The 14,221-nt window shown below is 61.9% G+C and carries 19 protein-coding genes; 6 read left to right on the top strand and 13 right to left on the bottom strand.

Going from position 1 to position 14,221, the window contains the following annotated elements; translation table 11 throughout:
• Window positions 1-235: 235 nt before the first annotated feature.
• From C6366_RS04550 to C6366_RS19520, 4 genes are all read left to right on the top strand, one after another.
• Window positions 236-445 (top strand): DUF4351 domain-containing protein, encoded by a 210-nt coding sequence (locus tag C6366_RS04550; RefSeq protein ID WP_158269641.1) that lies wholly within the window; start codon window positions 236-238, stop codon window positions 443-445.
• 177 nt (window positions 446-622) lie between these two features.
• On the top strand, window positions 623-886 hold the full coding sequence (locus C6366_RS19225; protein WP_146164769.1) for a hypothetical protein: 264 nt from the start codon (window positions 623-625) through the stop codon (window positions 884-886).
• 165 nt (window positions 887-1,051) lie between these two features.
• Window positions 1,052-1,186, top strand: coding sequence for a hypothetical protein (locus C6366_RS20475; RefSeq protein WP_255412078.1), 135 nt, complete (start codon window positions 1,052-1,054; stop codon window positions 1,184-1,186).
• Between the two features lie 18 nt (window positions 1,187-1,204).
• Window positions 1,205-1,375, top strand: coding sequence for a hypothetical protein (locus C6366_RS19520; RefSeq protein WP_158269640.1), 171 nt, complete (start codon window positions 1,205-1,207; stop codon window positions 1,373-1,375).
• Window positions 1,376-1,486: 111 nt separating this feature from the next.
• Here C6366_RS19520 and C6366_RS04545 read toward each other — a convergent pair whose 3' ends face one another.
• The 8 genes from C6366_RS04545 to C6366_RS04510 form a co-directional block, all read right to left on the bottom strand.
• On the bottom strand, window positions 1,487-2,359 hold the full coding sequence (locus C6366_RS04545) for an NAD(P)H-hydrate dehydratase (RefSeq protein ID WP_107736157.1): 873 nt from the start codon (window positions 2,357-2,359) through the stop codon (window positions 1,487-1,489).
• Window positions 2,347-2,898 (bottom strand): DUF3343 domain-containing protein, encoded by a 552-nt coding sequence (locus C6366_RS04540; RefSeq protein WP_306460421.1) that lies wholly within the window; start codon window positions 2,896-2,898, stop codon window positions 2,347-2,349. Before C6366_RS04540 ends, C6366_RS04545 begins: the two co-directional genes overlap by 13 nt.
• Entirely contained in the window at window positions 2,895-3,113 is a 219-nt protein-coding gene (locus tag C6366_RS04535; RefSeq protein WP_031388611.1) for a sulfurtransferase TusA family protein, read from the bottom strand. The genes C6366_RS04540 and C6366_RS04535 overlap by 4 nt, the downstream gene beginning before the upstream one ends.
• Before the next feature lie 16 nt (window positions 3,114-3,129).
• Complete coding sequence (gene yedE / locus C6366_RS04530; protein ID WP_107736156.1) at window positions 3,130-4,224, bottom strand: YedE family putative selenium transporter; 1,095 nt, start codon at window positions 4,222-4,224, stop codon at window positions 3,130-3,132.
• A gap of 75 nt (window positions 4,225-4,299) precedes the next feature.
• On the bottom strand, window positions 4,300-4,533 hold the full coding sequence (locus C6366_RS04525) for a hypothetical protein (protein ID WP_146164768.1): 234 nt from the start codon (window positions 4,531-4,533) through the stop codon (window positions 4,300-4,302).
• Between the two features lie 172 nt (window positions 4,534-4,705).
• Window positions 4,706-5,251 carry a dTDP-4-dehydrorhamnose 3,5-epimerase gene (gene rfbC, locus C6366_RS04520; RefSeq protein ID WP_107736154.1) on the bottom strand — a complete coding sequence of 182 codons (546 nt, stop codon included), beginning with the start codon at window positions 5,249-5,251 and terminating at the stop codon, window positions 4,706-4,708.
• Window positions 5,248-6,168, bottom strand: coding sequence for a glucose-1-phosphate thymidylyltransferase RfbA (gene rfbA, locus C6366_RS04515; RefSeq protein ID WP_107736153.1), 921 nt, complete (start codon window positions 6,166-6,168; stop codon window positions 5,248-5,250). Before rfbA ends, rfbC begins: the two co-directional genes overlap by 4 nt.
• 45 nt (window positions 6,169-6,213) lie before the next feature.
• Window positions 6,214-6,987, bottom strand: a complete 774-nt coding sequence (locus C6366_RS04510; RefSeq protein ID WP_107736152.1) for a hypothetical protein — start codon at window positions 6,985-6,987, stop codon at window positions 6,214-6,216.
• Window positions 6,988-7,303: 316 nt separating this feature from the next.
• Here C6366_RS04510 and C6366_RS04505 point away from each other — a divergent pair, with 316 nt between their 5' ends.
• Together C6366_RS04505 and C6366_RS04500 are read left to right on the top strand one after the other, a co-directional pair.
• On the top strand, window positions 7,304-7,867 hold the full coding sequence (locus C6366_RS04505; protein ID WP_107736151.1) for a class I SAM-dependent methyltransferase: 564 nt from the start codon (window positions 7,304-7,306) through the stop codon (window positions 7,865-7,867).
• 26 nt (window positions 7,868-7,893) lie between these two features.
• Window positions 7,894-9,096, top strand: coding sequence for a hypothetical protein (locus tag C6366_RS04500; RefSeq protein ID WP_107736150.1), 1,203 nt, complete (start codon window positions 7,894-7,896; stop codon window positions 9,094-9,096).
• A gap of 14 nt (window positions 9,097-9,110) precedes the next feature.
• Here the strand turns inward: C6366_RS04500 and C6366_RS04495 are convergent, their stop codons facing one another.
• The 5 genes from C6366_RS04495 to C6366_RS04475 are packed head-to-tail and all read right to left on the bottom strand — an operon-like array spanning window position 9,111 to window position 14,203.
• A complete protein-coding gene (locus C6366_RS04495) occupies window positions 9,111-10,358 on the bottom strand; it encodes a beta-ketoacyl-[acyl-carrier-protein] synthase family protein (RefSeq protein WP_233248388.1) in 1,248 nt (415 codons plus the stop codon).
• A complete protein-coding gene (locus C6366_RS04490; RefSeq protein WP_107736149.1) occupies window positions 10,355-10,609 on the bottom strand; it encodes a phosphopantetheine-binding protein in 255 nt (84 codons plus the stop codon). The genes C6366_RS04495 and C6366_RS04490 overlap by 4 nt, the downstream gene beginning before the upstream one ends.
• A 39-nt stretch (window positions 10,610-10,648) precedes the next feature.
• Window positions 10,649-11,563, bottom strand: a complete 915-nt coding sequence (locus C6366_RS04485) for a lipid A biosynthesis acyltransferase (protein WP_107736148.1) — start codon at window positions 11,561-11,563, stop codon at window positions 10,649-10,651.
• Entirely contained in the window at window positions 11,560-12,762 is a 1,203-nt protein-coding gene (locus C6366_RS04480; protein ID WP_107736147.1) for a DUF2062 domain-containing protein, read from the bottom strand. The genes C6366_RS04485 and C6366_RS04480 overlap by 4 nt, the downstream gene beginning before the upstream one ends.
• Entirely contained in the window at window positions 12,752-14,203 is a 1,452-nt protein-coding gene (locus C6366_RS04475; RefSeq protein WP_107736146.1) for a radical SAM protein, read from the bottom strand. The genes C6366_RS04480 and C6366_RS04475 overlap by 11 nt, the downstream gene beginning before the upstream one ends.
• Between the last annotated feature and the right edge of the window lie 18 nt (window positions 14,204-14,221).

The following is a 14,221-nucleotide window of genomic DNA, read 5'->3' as shown; positions in this document are numbered from 1 at the left end:
TATAAAATTAAACGTTTTTTTGACAAAAAAGCAGAGATATCAGTAGGGTCTTACGCAAAGGGCCAGGTTAACATGCAGAAATTATTGCGGAAAAGGCTGGATTTGGCGCGATGCGGTTAAAGTCCTGTCAAATTGAACCATCCCTCGCTACCTCTCCCAGATCATGGACATTGAACGTGGCGTCGTGCATGATCTGGTCAAAGAAAACGTTCCCCTGAACATGGAGGGAAAGATTATGACGATAGCTGAGCAGTGGAAACAAGATGGTCGCATTGAGGGCCGCCAAGCCATTATCCAGCGCCAAATCACCAAGCGCTTCGGCAAAAGCATCACGGACATGGACGTCCAGGAGCGCCTCCGCAAAGCCACGCCTGAACAGCTTGACCTCTGGGCCGAACGAATCCTGGACGCCAAGAATGTTGACGAGGTGTTCAAGGACAATTGAGGGCCGGGCTGTCAACAGCCAAGGTTTCTGGGGCCGAGAACCGTCCGTTTTGCTTAAGATGCCGAGGACTCCGAGGAAAGCCGATTCACCGGTCTGGACACTTTTCGTTATTTGGGCAAACCATAGATGCGCTTTATATGTTTCTATTATATTTCTACAATTTGAAAGGCGTTGAGGATGAGAAAAAATATTTTGGTTTTATTAATGACAATAGCAGTGTCTGGCTGTGCAAAGTCAGGGATGGTGAAAATAAGTGAGAATGAAATGTATATTACTGAAGCTAGTAATTTGGGGATTAGTCACGGTACGCTTAGAATGAAAGCCCTGGAAAAAGCCAAAGTGGCATGCGGCGAAAAGGATGTCAAAGTCAAAAGCGACGAAACGGGTGGCGCAACCGGATGGACGGCAACAACAGTAAACATAAGGTTCCGATGCGAATAGATTGTTTTTATTTTTTTGCTATAAACAAATCCTGTAGGTTGTTGACCATAACCTCTGCATCTACAAGGAACGGGCGATAAAACATCGCCCTTCCTGTAATGCAGGCCGTTATGAATCATAAAACTTATGGGAGTATATGACGGAACAAATCAAGGAGATGCGTCAATGGCTCAGGCAACTGTTGCCGCAAGCATAGTAAACGTGATCCGAGATTATATGAGGATACTGCGGGAAAACAACATTCCGGTTTTCAGCTTGTACCTCTTCGGCTCCCATGCCAAGGGCGCGGCCCACGGGTAAAGCGACATCGATCTGGCCGTGTTCTGGGACAAGGACGAGATTGACGGATATGACGAGGATGTGCGCTTGATGCAGTTCACCCGGTCCATGGACGCATGCATTGAGCCGCATTCCTTTTCCCGGAAAGACTTTGAGCATCCCGACTCGTTTGTTCAGGAAATCATTTCTACTGGTGCGCGGTTGGCGTAGGAGCGGCTCGCTCGTTCTCTTCTTGTCAGCCCGCCACCGGCACATAAAACGCCCCCTTCCCGCAAGAATCGCGGGAAGGGGGCGTTGTTGTTTCAGGGTAGACGATCTCCCCTATTCCAGCGCCCGCTCCAACGCCCTCCGCACAAACGGCAACAAATCCGCCACGCCGAAGGCCGGGGTGGGGTTGGCGAGGTGGCCGAGGTGGCGGTTGGCCAGGGCCGCGGTGCGGCAGGCTTGGGTCATCTCCATGCCCGAGGCCAGCAGGGCCGTGACCAGGCCGGTGAGGCTGTCTCCGGTGCCGCCGATGGGTTCCATGGCCGGGACGTCCGGGGCGCTGATTTCGGCCACTGTCGTCCCTTGGGCGACCACGTAGTCCGTCTTGCCTTTGACCAGCAGATGCCTGGCCGCGTTTTCCTCGGCGTAGGCCCGCTCAATCAGCTCGGGGACCCGGTCCTCTTCCTGGAGCAGAAAGCCCCGGGTGTAGAACGGGTGCGGGGCGACCTCGTCGGCCAGGAAGGCCATTTCCCCGGCGTCCGGGGTGAAGAGGTCGTAGTGAGCGGCGTAGCCGCTCATCTTGGCCGCGTACATGAACCCGGCGTCCGCCGCCAAGAGCGGGGCCGGGTTTCTGGCTTCCAGGGCCCAGAGCACCTGATTGTGCCAGGCGATGTCCGGCAGCAGGTAGTGAAAGGTCAGGCCGGCATGATCGATCTGGTCGATGTTTTCCACAAGATGGGCGTAAACCGCCCGACTGCCTTCCCCGGTGCCGATGTCTCCGGCCACCAGGGCTTGGGGCGCGGGGATGCCCAGCACCTCGGCGGCCGCGGCGGCCACGGCCATCAGGGCCGGGGTGCCTCGGGCCACGCGGATGCGCTGTTCGTCCGCATGTCGGCCGTTCAAGATGAGCGTGTCGCCCTGGAGCACGTAGTCGCCCCGGACCAGGGGGAAGTCGGCCCGGGGCACGCTGCCCACGATCAGCCAGGACATCGGCGGCGCAACTCCTCGAACGCCAGTTGCAGGGAATAGCCGCACAGGGTTCGGCCCAGGGAGCGAGGTTCCGGCGCTTGGTCCAGGACCTTGCCCACGAGGGTTTCCGCCAGAAAGGGCACGTCCGGGCAGCCTCCGCCGGAGACGTTGACGATCCGGCGGTCCCGCTTGTCCATGGTGATCTTCATGTTCGCGGCCCGGACCATCAGGTAGTCCCCGAAATCCTTGACATGGTACAGGGACACGGGCTCCAGGAGATGGTCCTGGGCCGCGGCCACGCGCATGGGGGCGAGGCCCGCCTGTTCCAGCAGCTCGCGGATGCGCATCTCCTCCAGCAGCGGAAACTCGATGACCATGTCGCAGCCCTGGCGCAGATCCGGTGGCGGCCCCTTGACCGCCACCGCCACCCCGGCCTCCTTGAGCAGGGTCTCGGCCCGGATCACCTCGCCGGTGCTGTGGTAGAGCAGCAGGCCCTTTTCGGAGACGCCGCGCTTGGCGTCATCCTTCTTGCCGAACAGGTTGCGGAGGAAGCCGATCACTTTGTCAACACCAGGCGGAAATCCTGGTCCACTTCCTCGCTGGCCGCCACGGTCCAGCCTTTGCTTTGGGCGGCTCGTCCGACATTTTCCCGGCTGGCTTCGTTGTCAATGAGGATTTCCAGTTCTCCGCCGTCCGCCGCGTCCATGGCCTTGGCGGCCAGGAGCACGGGTTGGGGGCAGGATAAGCCGCGTGCGTCAATGTGTTGTCGTGCCATGATCGTTTCTCCGTCTTCAGGATTTTTTGCAGTTGGCCACGCCGATGAACACCAGCACCGCGAGGCCGATGATCACCGCGGCCATGCCGTGGGGGCCGATGCCCGCGGGCGAGCTGGCCAGGCCGAAGTTATGGGCCAGGGCCGCCCCGGCCAGCAGGCCCAGGGCGAAGATTCCGGCGTCCGTGTTGCCCTCGCCGGTCATGAACAACTGTCGGCCGGGGCACCCGCCTGCCAGAGCGAAGGCCAGGCCGGCCACCACCATGCCCAGGAAGTTCCAAAGCCCCATGGTATGGGCCACGGGCTGGCCCTCAAATCCGGGGTTGAACTGGCCCAGGAACAGGTTGGTGATGAACGCCGCGACCAGCAGGGCGATGAATCCGTACATCAGGTACATCTGGCGGAACAGGATCACGTCCCGGATCGCGCCCATGGTGCAGAACCGGCTGCGTTGGGCCAGAAAGCCGATGCCCAGGCCCGCGGCCAGGGAAAAGCCCAATGGAGCGTAGGCCGCGCCCGGTCCGCTCAGGGAGTACCAGAGCACGCCGCTTTGGGCCTCGCCGGGAACGGGTGGATACAGCAGCCGCAAGGCCAGCAGGCCGAGCATGAGCAGGGGGATCATCAGTCCCGCGCTCCAGCTTTGGACCTGGCCGCGACCGAGATTGAAGCCTTTTTTGAAGAACAGCGTGCCGATCCACACTCCGGCGGCCAATCCGGCCAGCCCGAACAGGGCGTTGCCGTCCCCGCCGGCCAGACGCAGGATCACCCGCCAGGGGCACCCCAGAAAGACCAGGGCTCCGATCATGGCGATCATCCCCAGCACGAACCGGGTCACCGGCGCGGAGCCGCCGCTGGGTTTGAATTCCTTGAAGGCCAGGGCCGCGGCAAAGGAGCCCAGGACAAAGCCCAAAATCTCCGGGCGGAGATACTGGACCACTGCGGCACGGTGAATGCCGATGGCCCCGGCGATGTCCCGACCGAAACAGGCCACGCAGATGGCCATGTTCGCCGGGTTTCCGGCCTGCTGCAGAAAACCGGCCACCACGCCGATGATCGAACCCACGGCGATGATGCCCAGGGTGGTGGCGAAGATGTTTTTAACGGCCCGAGACATGGGGGGGGTCCTCCTTTGGGGTGAAGGTTGAAGGATGAAGGATGAAGGCAGAAAACAGAGGTCAGGAGTCAGAGGTCAGTGTTGGGAGCCTGGTACTTGATCGGCGTTCGAGGCCTGGAGAGGGCATGCCAGTGCGTCCGGGGCGTAGGAGTGGGGTTCGTCGCAGAAGGGACAGGGGACGTGGACCAGGCCGCGCAGGTTTTTGCGGCCTTCCGGGTCGGTGACGGCTTCCAGGTCCGGATCCACGGACCATCGCGCGGATCGGAATTCCTTGCCTTGCTTTGGACAGGTGAAATGAAGTTCGAACATGATCTGGCGCTGCATACACGGTTTTTGGAGTTTCCGTCCAATCGGATTCACGAATGACGTCAAGTTTGATCGATTTGATTTTTCGATGGATCGGAGAGATAGCGGCGAAAAAACAAACGGCCGGGATGCGCTGTGCATTCCGGCCGTGGAGAGCGGGGTGGGGGCGACGGGATCAGAAGAGATCGGCGGGTGGGACGTCTTTCAGGCGCGGGGCCTGGGCGTCCCGGGCCGAGAGGCTGGGGGCTTTGAGGGGCCAGACGATGGCGATGTCCGGGTCGTTCCAGATGATGGAGCGCTCCAGTTCCGGGGTGTAGTATTCGGTGCATTTGTAAATGAAGTCCGCTTGGTCCGAGAGCACGCAGAATCCGTGGGCAAACCCGGGAGGAACGTAGAGCTGGTGATGGTTTTCGTCGTTAAGTTCAGCCCCGAACCATTGGCCGAAGGTCGGCGAGTTTCGGCGGATATCCACGGTCACGTCGAATACCGCGCCCTTGGTGACCATGACCAGTTTTCCCTGGGGCCTTTCGATTTGGTAGTGCAGCCCACGCAGCACGCCCCGGGCGGACCGGGAGTGGTTGTCCTGGACGAATGGGGCATGAATGCCGGTTTCTTTATAGCGCTGGGCCTGGAACGTTTCCAGGAAAAAGCCGCGAGCATCGCCGAAGACTTTTGGAGCGACCAACACAACCCCTTCGAGGGGCGTGACGTGGACGTTCATGGCCGGGGCTCCTGATCGGAGAAGCGCGGGTCGCGGCGGACCAGGGCCTCAAGATATCGGCCGTATCCGCTTTTGCGCAGCGGTTTGGCCAGCTCCAGGACCTCGTCGGCGCTGATCCAGCCGTTGGCGTAGGCGATCTCCTCCGGGCAGGCGATCTTCAATCCTTGACGCTCTTCCATGGTCTGCACGAAATTGCCGGCTTGGAGCAGGGAAGCGTGGGTGCCGGTATCCAGCCAGGCATAGCCGCGGCCCAGGCACTCCACGTGCAACTGCTCGCGCTGGAGGTAGGCCATGTTCACGTCGGTGATCTCCAGCTCACCGCGAGAGGAGGGTTGCAGTTCGGAGGCGATTTTGGCGACTTGGTGGTCGTACACATAGAGGCCGGTAACGGCCCAGTTGGACTTGGGAACCACAGGCTTTTCCTCAATGCTTCGGGCTCGGCCCTGGTCGTCGAAATCCACAACGCCGTAGCGCTCCGGGTCGCTGACCCAGTACCCGAACACCGTGGCTCCGTGATGGGCGGTCATGGCTCGGCGTAGTTTATCGGTCAATCCGTGGCCGTAAAAAATGTTGTCCCCGAGTATCAGGGCGCATCCCTCGCCAGACAGGAAGTCGCGGCCGATCAAAAAAGCCTGGGCAATGCCGCCGGGATCGGGTTGGACCGCGTATTCCAATCGGACGCCCCATTGGGTTCCGTCGCCGAGCAGGTTCCGGAAGGCCGGACCGTCCTCGGGGGTGGTGATGACCAGGATTTCCCGGATGCCCGCCAGCATCAGCATGCTCAGCGGATAGTAGATCATCGGTTTGTCGTACACGGCCATCAGTTGCTTGCTCGTGGCCCTGGTCAGCGGATACAACCGGGTGCCCGAGCCTCCGGCCAGAATGATTCCCTTGCGTTTCTTCTCGACGGACGTCACGATTCCTCCCGAAGGAACGGGTTGATGGTTGAGGATGGTTGCCGGCTACGCGCCCGCTTTTCCCATATCCCGCAACAACTCGCGAACGTCCGCTTCGCGACGGGCGCAGGTTGTCTTGGCGAATTGCCGGATGGTTTTTTGCACGGTGTCCGGGGGCGGGTACTCCGGAAAAACGGGCAGGCACAGCGAGGCGAAATCAATGCACGTGAACAGCATGCCCCGGTCCCTGCCGATTTCGCATGATGCTCCGGCGGCCTTTTCCATGGAGCAGGATCGGGCATCCAGCCTTTTCACGAATTGAAGCACCTCTCCAGGGGCCTGTTCCGTGTTCAGCTTGGTGATGGTCCGGTTCAGCTTTTCCGCCCACTCCACCAGCCTCAGATATCCGCTGAAAGCGATTTTGCGTTTGGGGTGCGTTGGATCGTCCCTGTATCCGCCGTGCAGATAGGCGTCCACTTCAGCCTGGGTGCGAGAGTACGCGGAAAGCAGCAATTTAGAGTATCTGCCGCGTAGCGTCCAGGCAGCGGGCTTGGAGAGTTGGCGCGCGATTTCCTCCCTAGGGGCGGGGCTGGGGTGTGCCGGAGCGGGAAGGCCAAGGTCGGCGTAAAAGAGCTGGATCGACTCCGCGTCCAGTAAGACGCCGTAAAGGACGTTTTGCACGTGGATGGCCCGTTTGCCCAGTTCCTGCACTTGCCGGGAACGGGTCATGAACTGGTCCATTTCTTCTTCAAGGGCCTTGCGTTGCCCGAAAAACGTCTGCGCGGCTTCGGAAATGACTTCGGTCGCCAGTTCGTCGGCCATTTGCTCGATATGGTTCATCAGTTCGCTCCTGACTGGTTCCGTGTCGATCGGAATGCATTTCAGGCGCCGCATGGGCGCGCATTGACATTTGAAAAAAACAGCATGTATGGCTTACCAGCCGAACATGGGGATGCCGTCTTCGGCGAGCGGAGCCAAGCTTTTTCGGCCACGAAATCGATGATGAAATCCCGCCTTGGGTCGGCTGAAGGCAAGCCCCTGGGAACAAAGCATCCTTTGGCCGGGTTGTCAAAATTATCCAAGCGACGCGCGCTTGCTATTTTGGACCTGGGAGCCCACAATAATTCAAACAACTCAACACGGAAGTAGCAGCGTCATGAGCACAGTCAACTATGTGAAATGTTTTTTGCGCGACAAAAACGTCGCCTCCATCACGCCGACATCCCCCTTTGGGGTCAAACGGGTGTGCAAAAAGATCGATTTTACCCAGGCCAACGTGATCGTCGAATACGGCCCCGGGGCCGGCGTGTTCACGGAGTATCTGCTCAAAAAAATGCGGCCCAGCGCTCATCTCGTCCTGATCGAGCGCAACAAGGACATGTTTAAATGTCTGACCAAGGCGTTTCGCAACGAGCGGGTGCACATCTTCAACGACAGCGTGGAAAACGTCGGCGCCCTGGTCAACGGGCAGTTGCCGGGCAAGCCGGACTACATCATTTCCGGAATTCCCTTTTCCTACCTCGACCAACAAACCCGACAGGAAATCATTCATCAAACCCACCAGATCCTGGCCGAGAACGGCAAATTTCTGGCCTACCAGACGTTCTACCAGAAGGACGACCACCTGTTCGTGCATCTGGAGCATTTTTTCCGGAACGTCAAATCCGAGTTCGAACTGCTGAACATTCCTCCGATGCGGATTTATGAAGCCGTGAAGTAACCCTGTCGAACATAAGGAGGGGCGTCGTGCGCAAGGTCCTGATGGTCGCAATCGGCGCGGTGGTCCTGGCCGCTGCGGTCTTGATCCTGGTGTGGCGTCCCGGAGATGAGCAGGCGCTGGTGGATGTTCCCCCCGCGCGGACGGTTGCTCCCGAACCGCAAGCTCCCGCGGACTCACGATACGTCGCGCCCCTCCCGACTCTTCCTTCCGATTCCCCCTTCGGTAGGGACTTGCTTGATGGCGAGCCCTTAGAAACTCCCGGGTCTCCACCTGACCCATCAATTGCCCCGCCCGACGAGACGGATGATCCCGGCGTGCCGGAAACCCAGCCGGAAACCCGGCCGGACACTCTGGAAGGCCCTCTGGAAGACGCCCTGGAAGACTCTTTGGATGAACCCCAGCCCACCGGACCGACGAACATCAGCGGAGCGTTTTTCAACGACCTGGCCCAGCGGATCGTGGCCGGATATCATCCGCCCAAGTCCGAGTTCAATCCCCAAGCCCGGGGACGGCTGCAATTCCAGTTTTCGGCCCTGAATCGGCGCTACGGCATGGACTTGGTCGGTCTGGACCATCAAAGCGGTTCTTTGGTCCAGGGCAGGGAGGAGATATTCCGAAACCTGCTTCAGCCCGAGATCCTGGACAACGTCTGGGCGTTGTTCGTGCCGGTCTTCGAACAGTCTTTGGATGAAGCGCTTCGGACGGCCCGGTGGTCCTTTCCGGCGGCGTCACCCGAAGAGCGCGGCCTGACCATCCAGGAGCAGCAGGAGTTTTACCGTTTGCTGTCCGGTTCCGCAGCGGCCCTGGCCCAGGCGGTGCAAAGCTACGCGGACCATCAAAACGCTCCGGCCCTGATGGAGCGGTGGTTCCAGGCCCAGACCAAGGCCTATGCCGCCCACTCCCGCTATCAGGTGGCCGAGACCGAGCTGTTGACCGCCCAGGAAGAGGCCCCGGACGACCAGGTCCGGATTCTGGCCGAACGCCTGGAGCGGGACGCCGCGGCCCAGGGCATCATGCAGGCCATCGCCGCCAGGGAACAAGCCCGTCGGGAGCTGCTGGAGATATTCGCCGCCGGGCGCTCCCGCCCCGACCTGAGCGAATCCGAGTTGGTCTACCTTGCCGAATGGCTCTATCGCCGCATCCACGCTCACCCCGAACGCATCCAGGCCATCCGTCACATGGCCGACAAGCTCCGCGAACTGTCCCTGCGTCTGAATCCGGGTTCCTGATTTTCGTCTCCCTCTCACCGGGAAAGGGCCAGGACGCTGTTGGTCCCGCCGAAGGCCAGGGATTGGGACAGGGCGTGGGGCTGGTCGCGGTTGGTCGTTGTGGTGAGGGGAGACAGGGCGATGTCCTCGCCCGGATCGCTGAATCCGGGGCTCGCGGGGACCTTGCCCAGGCGCAGAAACGCCAGACTGAGCACGGCTTCGATGGCCCCGGCGGCGCCGAGGGCGTGCCCAGTGGCCCCTTTGGTGGACAGGAACGGGACGGCGGGCAAGGCCTCGGCCAAAACCTTGCTTTCCACGGCGTCGTTGTCCTTGGTTCCCGTGCCGTGGGCATTGACAAAGGCGATGTCGTCCTGGGTCAGACCGGCGATGCGCAAAACCTCGGCCAGGGCGTTTTTGAGGCCCAGTCCTTCCGGGTGCGGCGCGGTCAGGTGGTGGGCGTCGCAGGCCGTTCCGTATCCGAGAATTTTTCCGAGAATTTTTCCGAGAATTTTCTCGGGATTCCCCCCCAATACTCCCTTCTCCGTCTCTTTTCCCGAAGGCTGGGCCTCCAGGATCATGATCCCCGCGCCCTCTCCCAGATTCAGCCCCCGGCGAGCCCGGTCAAAAGGGCGGCACGGCTCCGAATCCATGATCTTCAAGGAAGCGAAGCCGTTGTAGGTCACCCGGCACAGCTCGTCCGCGCCCCCGGCCACCACCACGTCGCACAACCCCGCCCGGATCCACCCGGCTCCGATCCCGATGGCGTCCGTGCCAGAGGAGCAGGCGTTGGTCACGGTCTGGCACGGCCCCCGGAATCCGAATTCCCGTGCGATGGCCGAGGCGGGGTTGCCGCGCAGGTAGCGCCGAACCGGCTCCATGTCCGGATGCAGGGATTGGAGGTACTCTCGGTAAAACTCCTCACTGTTCAGCGTGCCGCCCACGGTGGTGCCGATGCACACCCCAATGCGCGACGTTCGGCAACGATCCGCGGACAAGCCCGCCTGCCGGAGGGCTTCACGGGCCGCGTGCAGGGCGAAGCGCACGGTCAAGGTCCGGCGGGTATCCTGGTTCTCCGCGAAAAACGCTTCGGGGATCTCAAAGACGGGGTATGCCGTGGGATGGCTGCTCTGAAATCGCCCAGGCGGGGCCGGGGCGCGCCGGCCGGAAAAGATGGTTTCCAGGCATTGCTCCAGGTTCAAACCGGCAGCGCAGATGCATCCCATTCCCGTTACGGATACCGGCACGGGGCTGGTCGCGGTATGGTTGGGACACGGTACGCTCACTGGGGATTGCGCTCCTGGATGAAGTCGCACAGCGCGTTGACGGATTGAAAGGCCGCCCGACCCTGCTCCATGTCCGCGATGACCACGCCGAAGTGCTTCTGGATGATCACCACCAGTTCCACGGCGTCCAGGGAGTCCAGCCCCAGTCCCTCGCCGAAGAGCGGCGCGTCGTCGTCAATATCCTCGGGGGAGACGTCCTCCAGATTCAGTTCCTCGACCAGGGTTTGTTTGACTTTTTCCTTGAAGGTCATTGTATCGTCCTTTGCTCGCTTCGAACTTGGTTTAATTCGTTATTTTGGTGTGTTCCACATGTCGTGAAAGTTGTAGAACTGGTAGGGATGGGCCTGGACATACGTTTCCAGGGATTCCACGAATTCCAGGGCGAACGGTCGCAGGGCCTCCAACCGACGGTCTCGGATTCGGGGGACCCGGATCACCCGGGCCAGGTCCAGGGCATAGGCGTCGGGAGCGGTCTTGCGCGAGAAGAGCACGGCCACGGGCGCCCCGGTGGTGGCGGCGATTTTGTAGGCCCCTACCGGAAAGGCGGCCGGTTCGCCCAGAAACGGCAGCTCCAGATGGTTCTCATCGTGGCCGAAGATCCGGTCGCCCATGACGCTGACGATTTCCCCGCGTCCCAGGGCCTGGACGATTTCCACGGCCCCGCCGAGAAAGCCGTTGGGGTCGATGATCCGGTACGGAGGTTCTCCTCCCAGATGCTCATGGTAGTGCCGGTCCACGTCGCCCTGGTCCCGCTGCATCAGCAGGTGCGTCGGAACCTGAAGCCTGTTCAGGCCGGACATGGCCGCCTGCCAGCAGCCCACGTGGGCGCCCATGAGGATCAGTCCCCGTCCTTGATCAAGCAACTCCCGGAGCGCTTGAATCCCGTCGAAGCGAACGGCCAGGCATTCGGGTCCGAGAATGCCCGCCCTGGCCCGGTCCACCAGGGCCTGGGCAAAGGAAAGGCTGAGCCGGAAACTGTCCCTGAAGGCCCGGAAACCGACGTGGTTCGGAAAACGACGGCGGAGATAATGCCGGGTTCTGGCCCGAAGCCGGGGCCGAAAGAGCAGGTAATACGCAACCACCGGGTAGGTCCAGGCATAGGCCAGGCGACGCCCGCCCAGGCGAACGGCCAGATAGAAGAACTGGTGCTGCCATCCGGCGGCGATGCTCCGGCTGGACCAGGAAGGGGGAGTGGAGCGGGTCATGATGCGTCGCTCCCTTTCGGGCCGCGCCGGATGGACGGGAGCAGCAGGTGGGCCGCGACGAAGGTCGTCGCGGCCACCAGGGCGGCCAGGATCGGGGCCAGCACCAGGGAACCGAGCACCCATTCCCAGAGCCGGGCCGGGGCCTGATGGCCCAGGGTCTGGACGGTGAACTCCGTCAGCCATGAGCCGTGGCGCAGATAATGGCCGACCTCGATGCACAGCGCCGGCACCAGCGGCGGCATGCACAACTGGCTGGCGGCCACGGCCACCACCCGGTTCTGGCCCAGATACCCGGCCGTGAACAGGATGGCCATGGTATGGATGCCCACCAGCGGCAATGTCCCCAAAAACACGCCCAGGAACGCGGCCCTGGCCAGACCGCTCGGCGTGACCGCTTCGCGCAGCAGGATCTTCAGGGACTGGATCGGCCGAATGACGCTTATGGCCGCGCTCCCCTGGGTCCGTTCGATGATCCGGCGATGGGGCCAGGGGAGCATGGAGCGCAGGGTCAGCCGGGTGTTCAGCCAGGATATCCGGACATTGTCCATGAACGCTCGAAAATGGGAAACCCGTTGCTCAGCCGGGGGATAGTGGACCCTTACGGGCACGTCCAGCAGATCCAGCCCGGCCCAGGCCGAGCGGACCAGCACCTCCACCTCGAAGGCGTAGCGGGTTTCGGTGAACTTCAGGTGTTCGAACAGGGCCACGGGGTAGGCCCGGAAACCGCTTTGCGTGTCCAGGAGTTTGCGGCCGGTCTGAACACGCAGCCAGAAATTGGAGAACCGGCGTCCGAACCTGGAAGCCCGGGGCACGTTGGCCGCGGCGAAATCCCGTGCGCCCACGATCACGGCCAGAGGGTGATTTCGGACGGCGTCGAGAAAACGGGGCAAATCGCCGGGATCGTGCTGCCCGTCCGCATCGATGGTCACGATGTGCGTCGCGCCGAGGGCCGTAGCTGCTTCGGCGGCAGTGCGGACAGCCGCGCCCTTGCCCTGGTTCGTCCGGTGCGTCCGGACCTGAACGGGCAGGTCGGCGATTCGCTCCAGCCCCTGGTCCGTGCTCCCGTCGTCCACCACCAGCACGTCCGGATGCACCGCCAAAACGCCTTCCACCACCTGCCTGAGCGTGGCCCCGTGGTTGTACACGGGCACGACCACGAGGATGCGGGGTTCCCGGTTACGCTCCGTGTCACGCACCATCGAACCTGTCCCGGCCCCGCGCAAAGCGGATGAATGATCCAAGATTGAGGAGGAACCGACGCCAACTGTCCGGGGAGCGCCAGAGCATGGTGGCGTAGTCCAGGAGAACCCGGGGGCGCTGGTAGTGTTGGCGGTAGAAGGAGACGTGCAGCTTTTCCAGGCGTTCACGGGTAAAACCTCGGGGCACGAACATGAAGTGCATGCAGTCCATGCGGTTCCAATCCTCGTCGAACTCCCCGTGGTCGCGGATGGTCGCGTAGGCCGGAGCGCCGGGGAAGGGGGTGAACTTGGTCAGGTTGAAGTCGTCCACGGGCAGGGAGAACAGAAATCTTCGGGTTTTTTCCACGCTTTCCTCGGTCTCGCCGGGCAGGCCGATCATCAACAGCCCTTTGACGCGGATGCCGGCCTTCTTGATCAGCCGGACGCGTTCGGCCAGCTGTTCCAGGTCCACCTTGCGGTTCATGGCGCGAAGCAGATCCTGATCCCCGGTCTCGATGCCCAGGCTGATCATCCAGCATCCGGCGGCCTTGAGGCGGCCAAGCAAGGGCTCGGTGACGTGTTCGGCGCGCACCGCGCAGTTGAAGGTCATGTTCAGGGGCGCATCCGTCAGCAGGTCCGTGAGTTGTTCGATGCGCTGGAGGTGAAACGTGAACTGGTCGTCGTAGAAATTGACGTGCCGGATGCCGAAGCGCTCCTTGAGATAGCGCATGTGGTCGTACAGATAGGCGGCGGAATTGAAGCGGTAGCTGCGCTCAAACACGGACCGGTCGCAATAGGCGCAGGCGTACGGACATCCGCGGCTGGACAAGGCGCTGGCATTGGGCGTCGTGGGGTAGTTGAACACGGGCAGCGTGTAGCGGCCGGGGTAGCCCGGCAGGCGCTCATAGGCCGGGTACGGCAGGTCGTCCAGATTCGGAATTCGGGGCCGGGGCCCGGCAAAGACGATTTCGTCGGCGCAAGCGCCTCGGGAGATCACTCCGAGGACATCGTGACTCCGGCCTTCGGTTTGGATCAGCTCCGCCAGGCTCTGCTCGCCCTCGCCGACGACGATGTGGTCGATCACCGGATGGTCGCGCAGCATTCGCTCCCGCAAGGCCGAGACATGCACCCCGCCGAAGACCACGCGCACTCCGGGGAGCACCGTCTTGGCCAGCCCGGCCAGCCGGACCCCGTCCAGGAAGGCGGAGGTGGTGCAGGAAAAGCCGACGAACCCTGGCCGCTTTTCCAGCAGCAGGTCGCGCATCCGCCGTTCCGAGTCCGGCCAGGCGTAAAAATCCACGATGTCCGACTCAATGCCCAGTTTTTCCAGGTACGCGGCCATTGTGGCCAGCCCCAGGGGCGGCATGATGTTGGCCAAGCGGGAAATGTCTCCACCGGCCCGTCCGGCGGCGTATCCCAAAGGATGGACCAGGAGAACGCGATTGTGGTCAAGGGTGGGCATGATTGGGTGAAGTCGGGT

Source organism: Desulfonatronum sp. SC1, from assembly GCF_003046795.1.
Lineage (GTDB): Bacteria > Desulfobacterota > Desulfovibrionia > Desulfovibrionales > Desulfonatronaceae > Desulfonatronum.
This window is presented reverse-complemented; position numbering and strand designations above follow the sequence as displayed.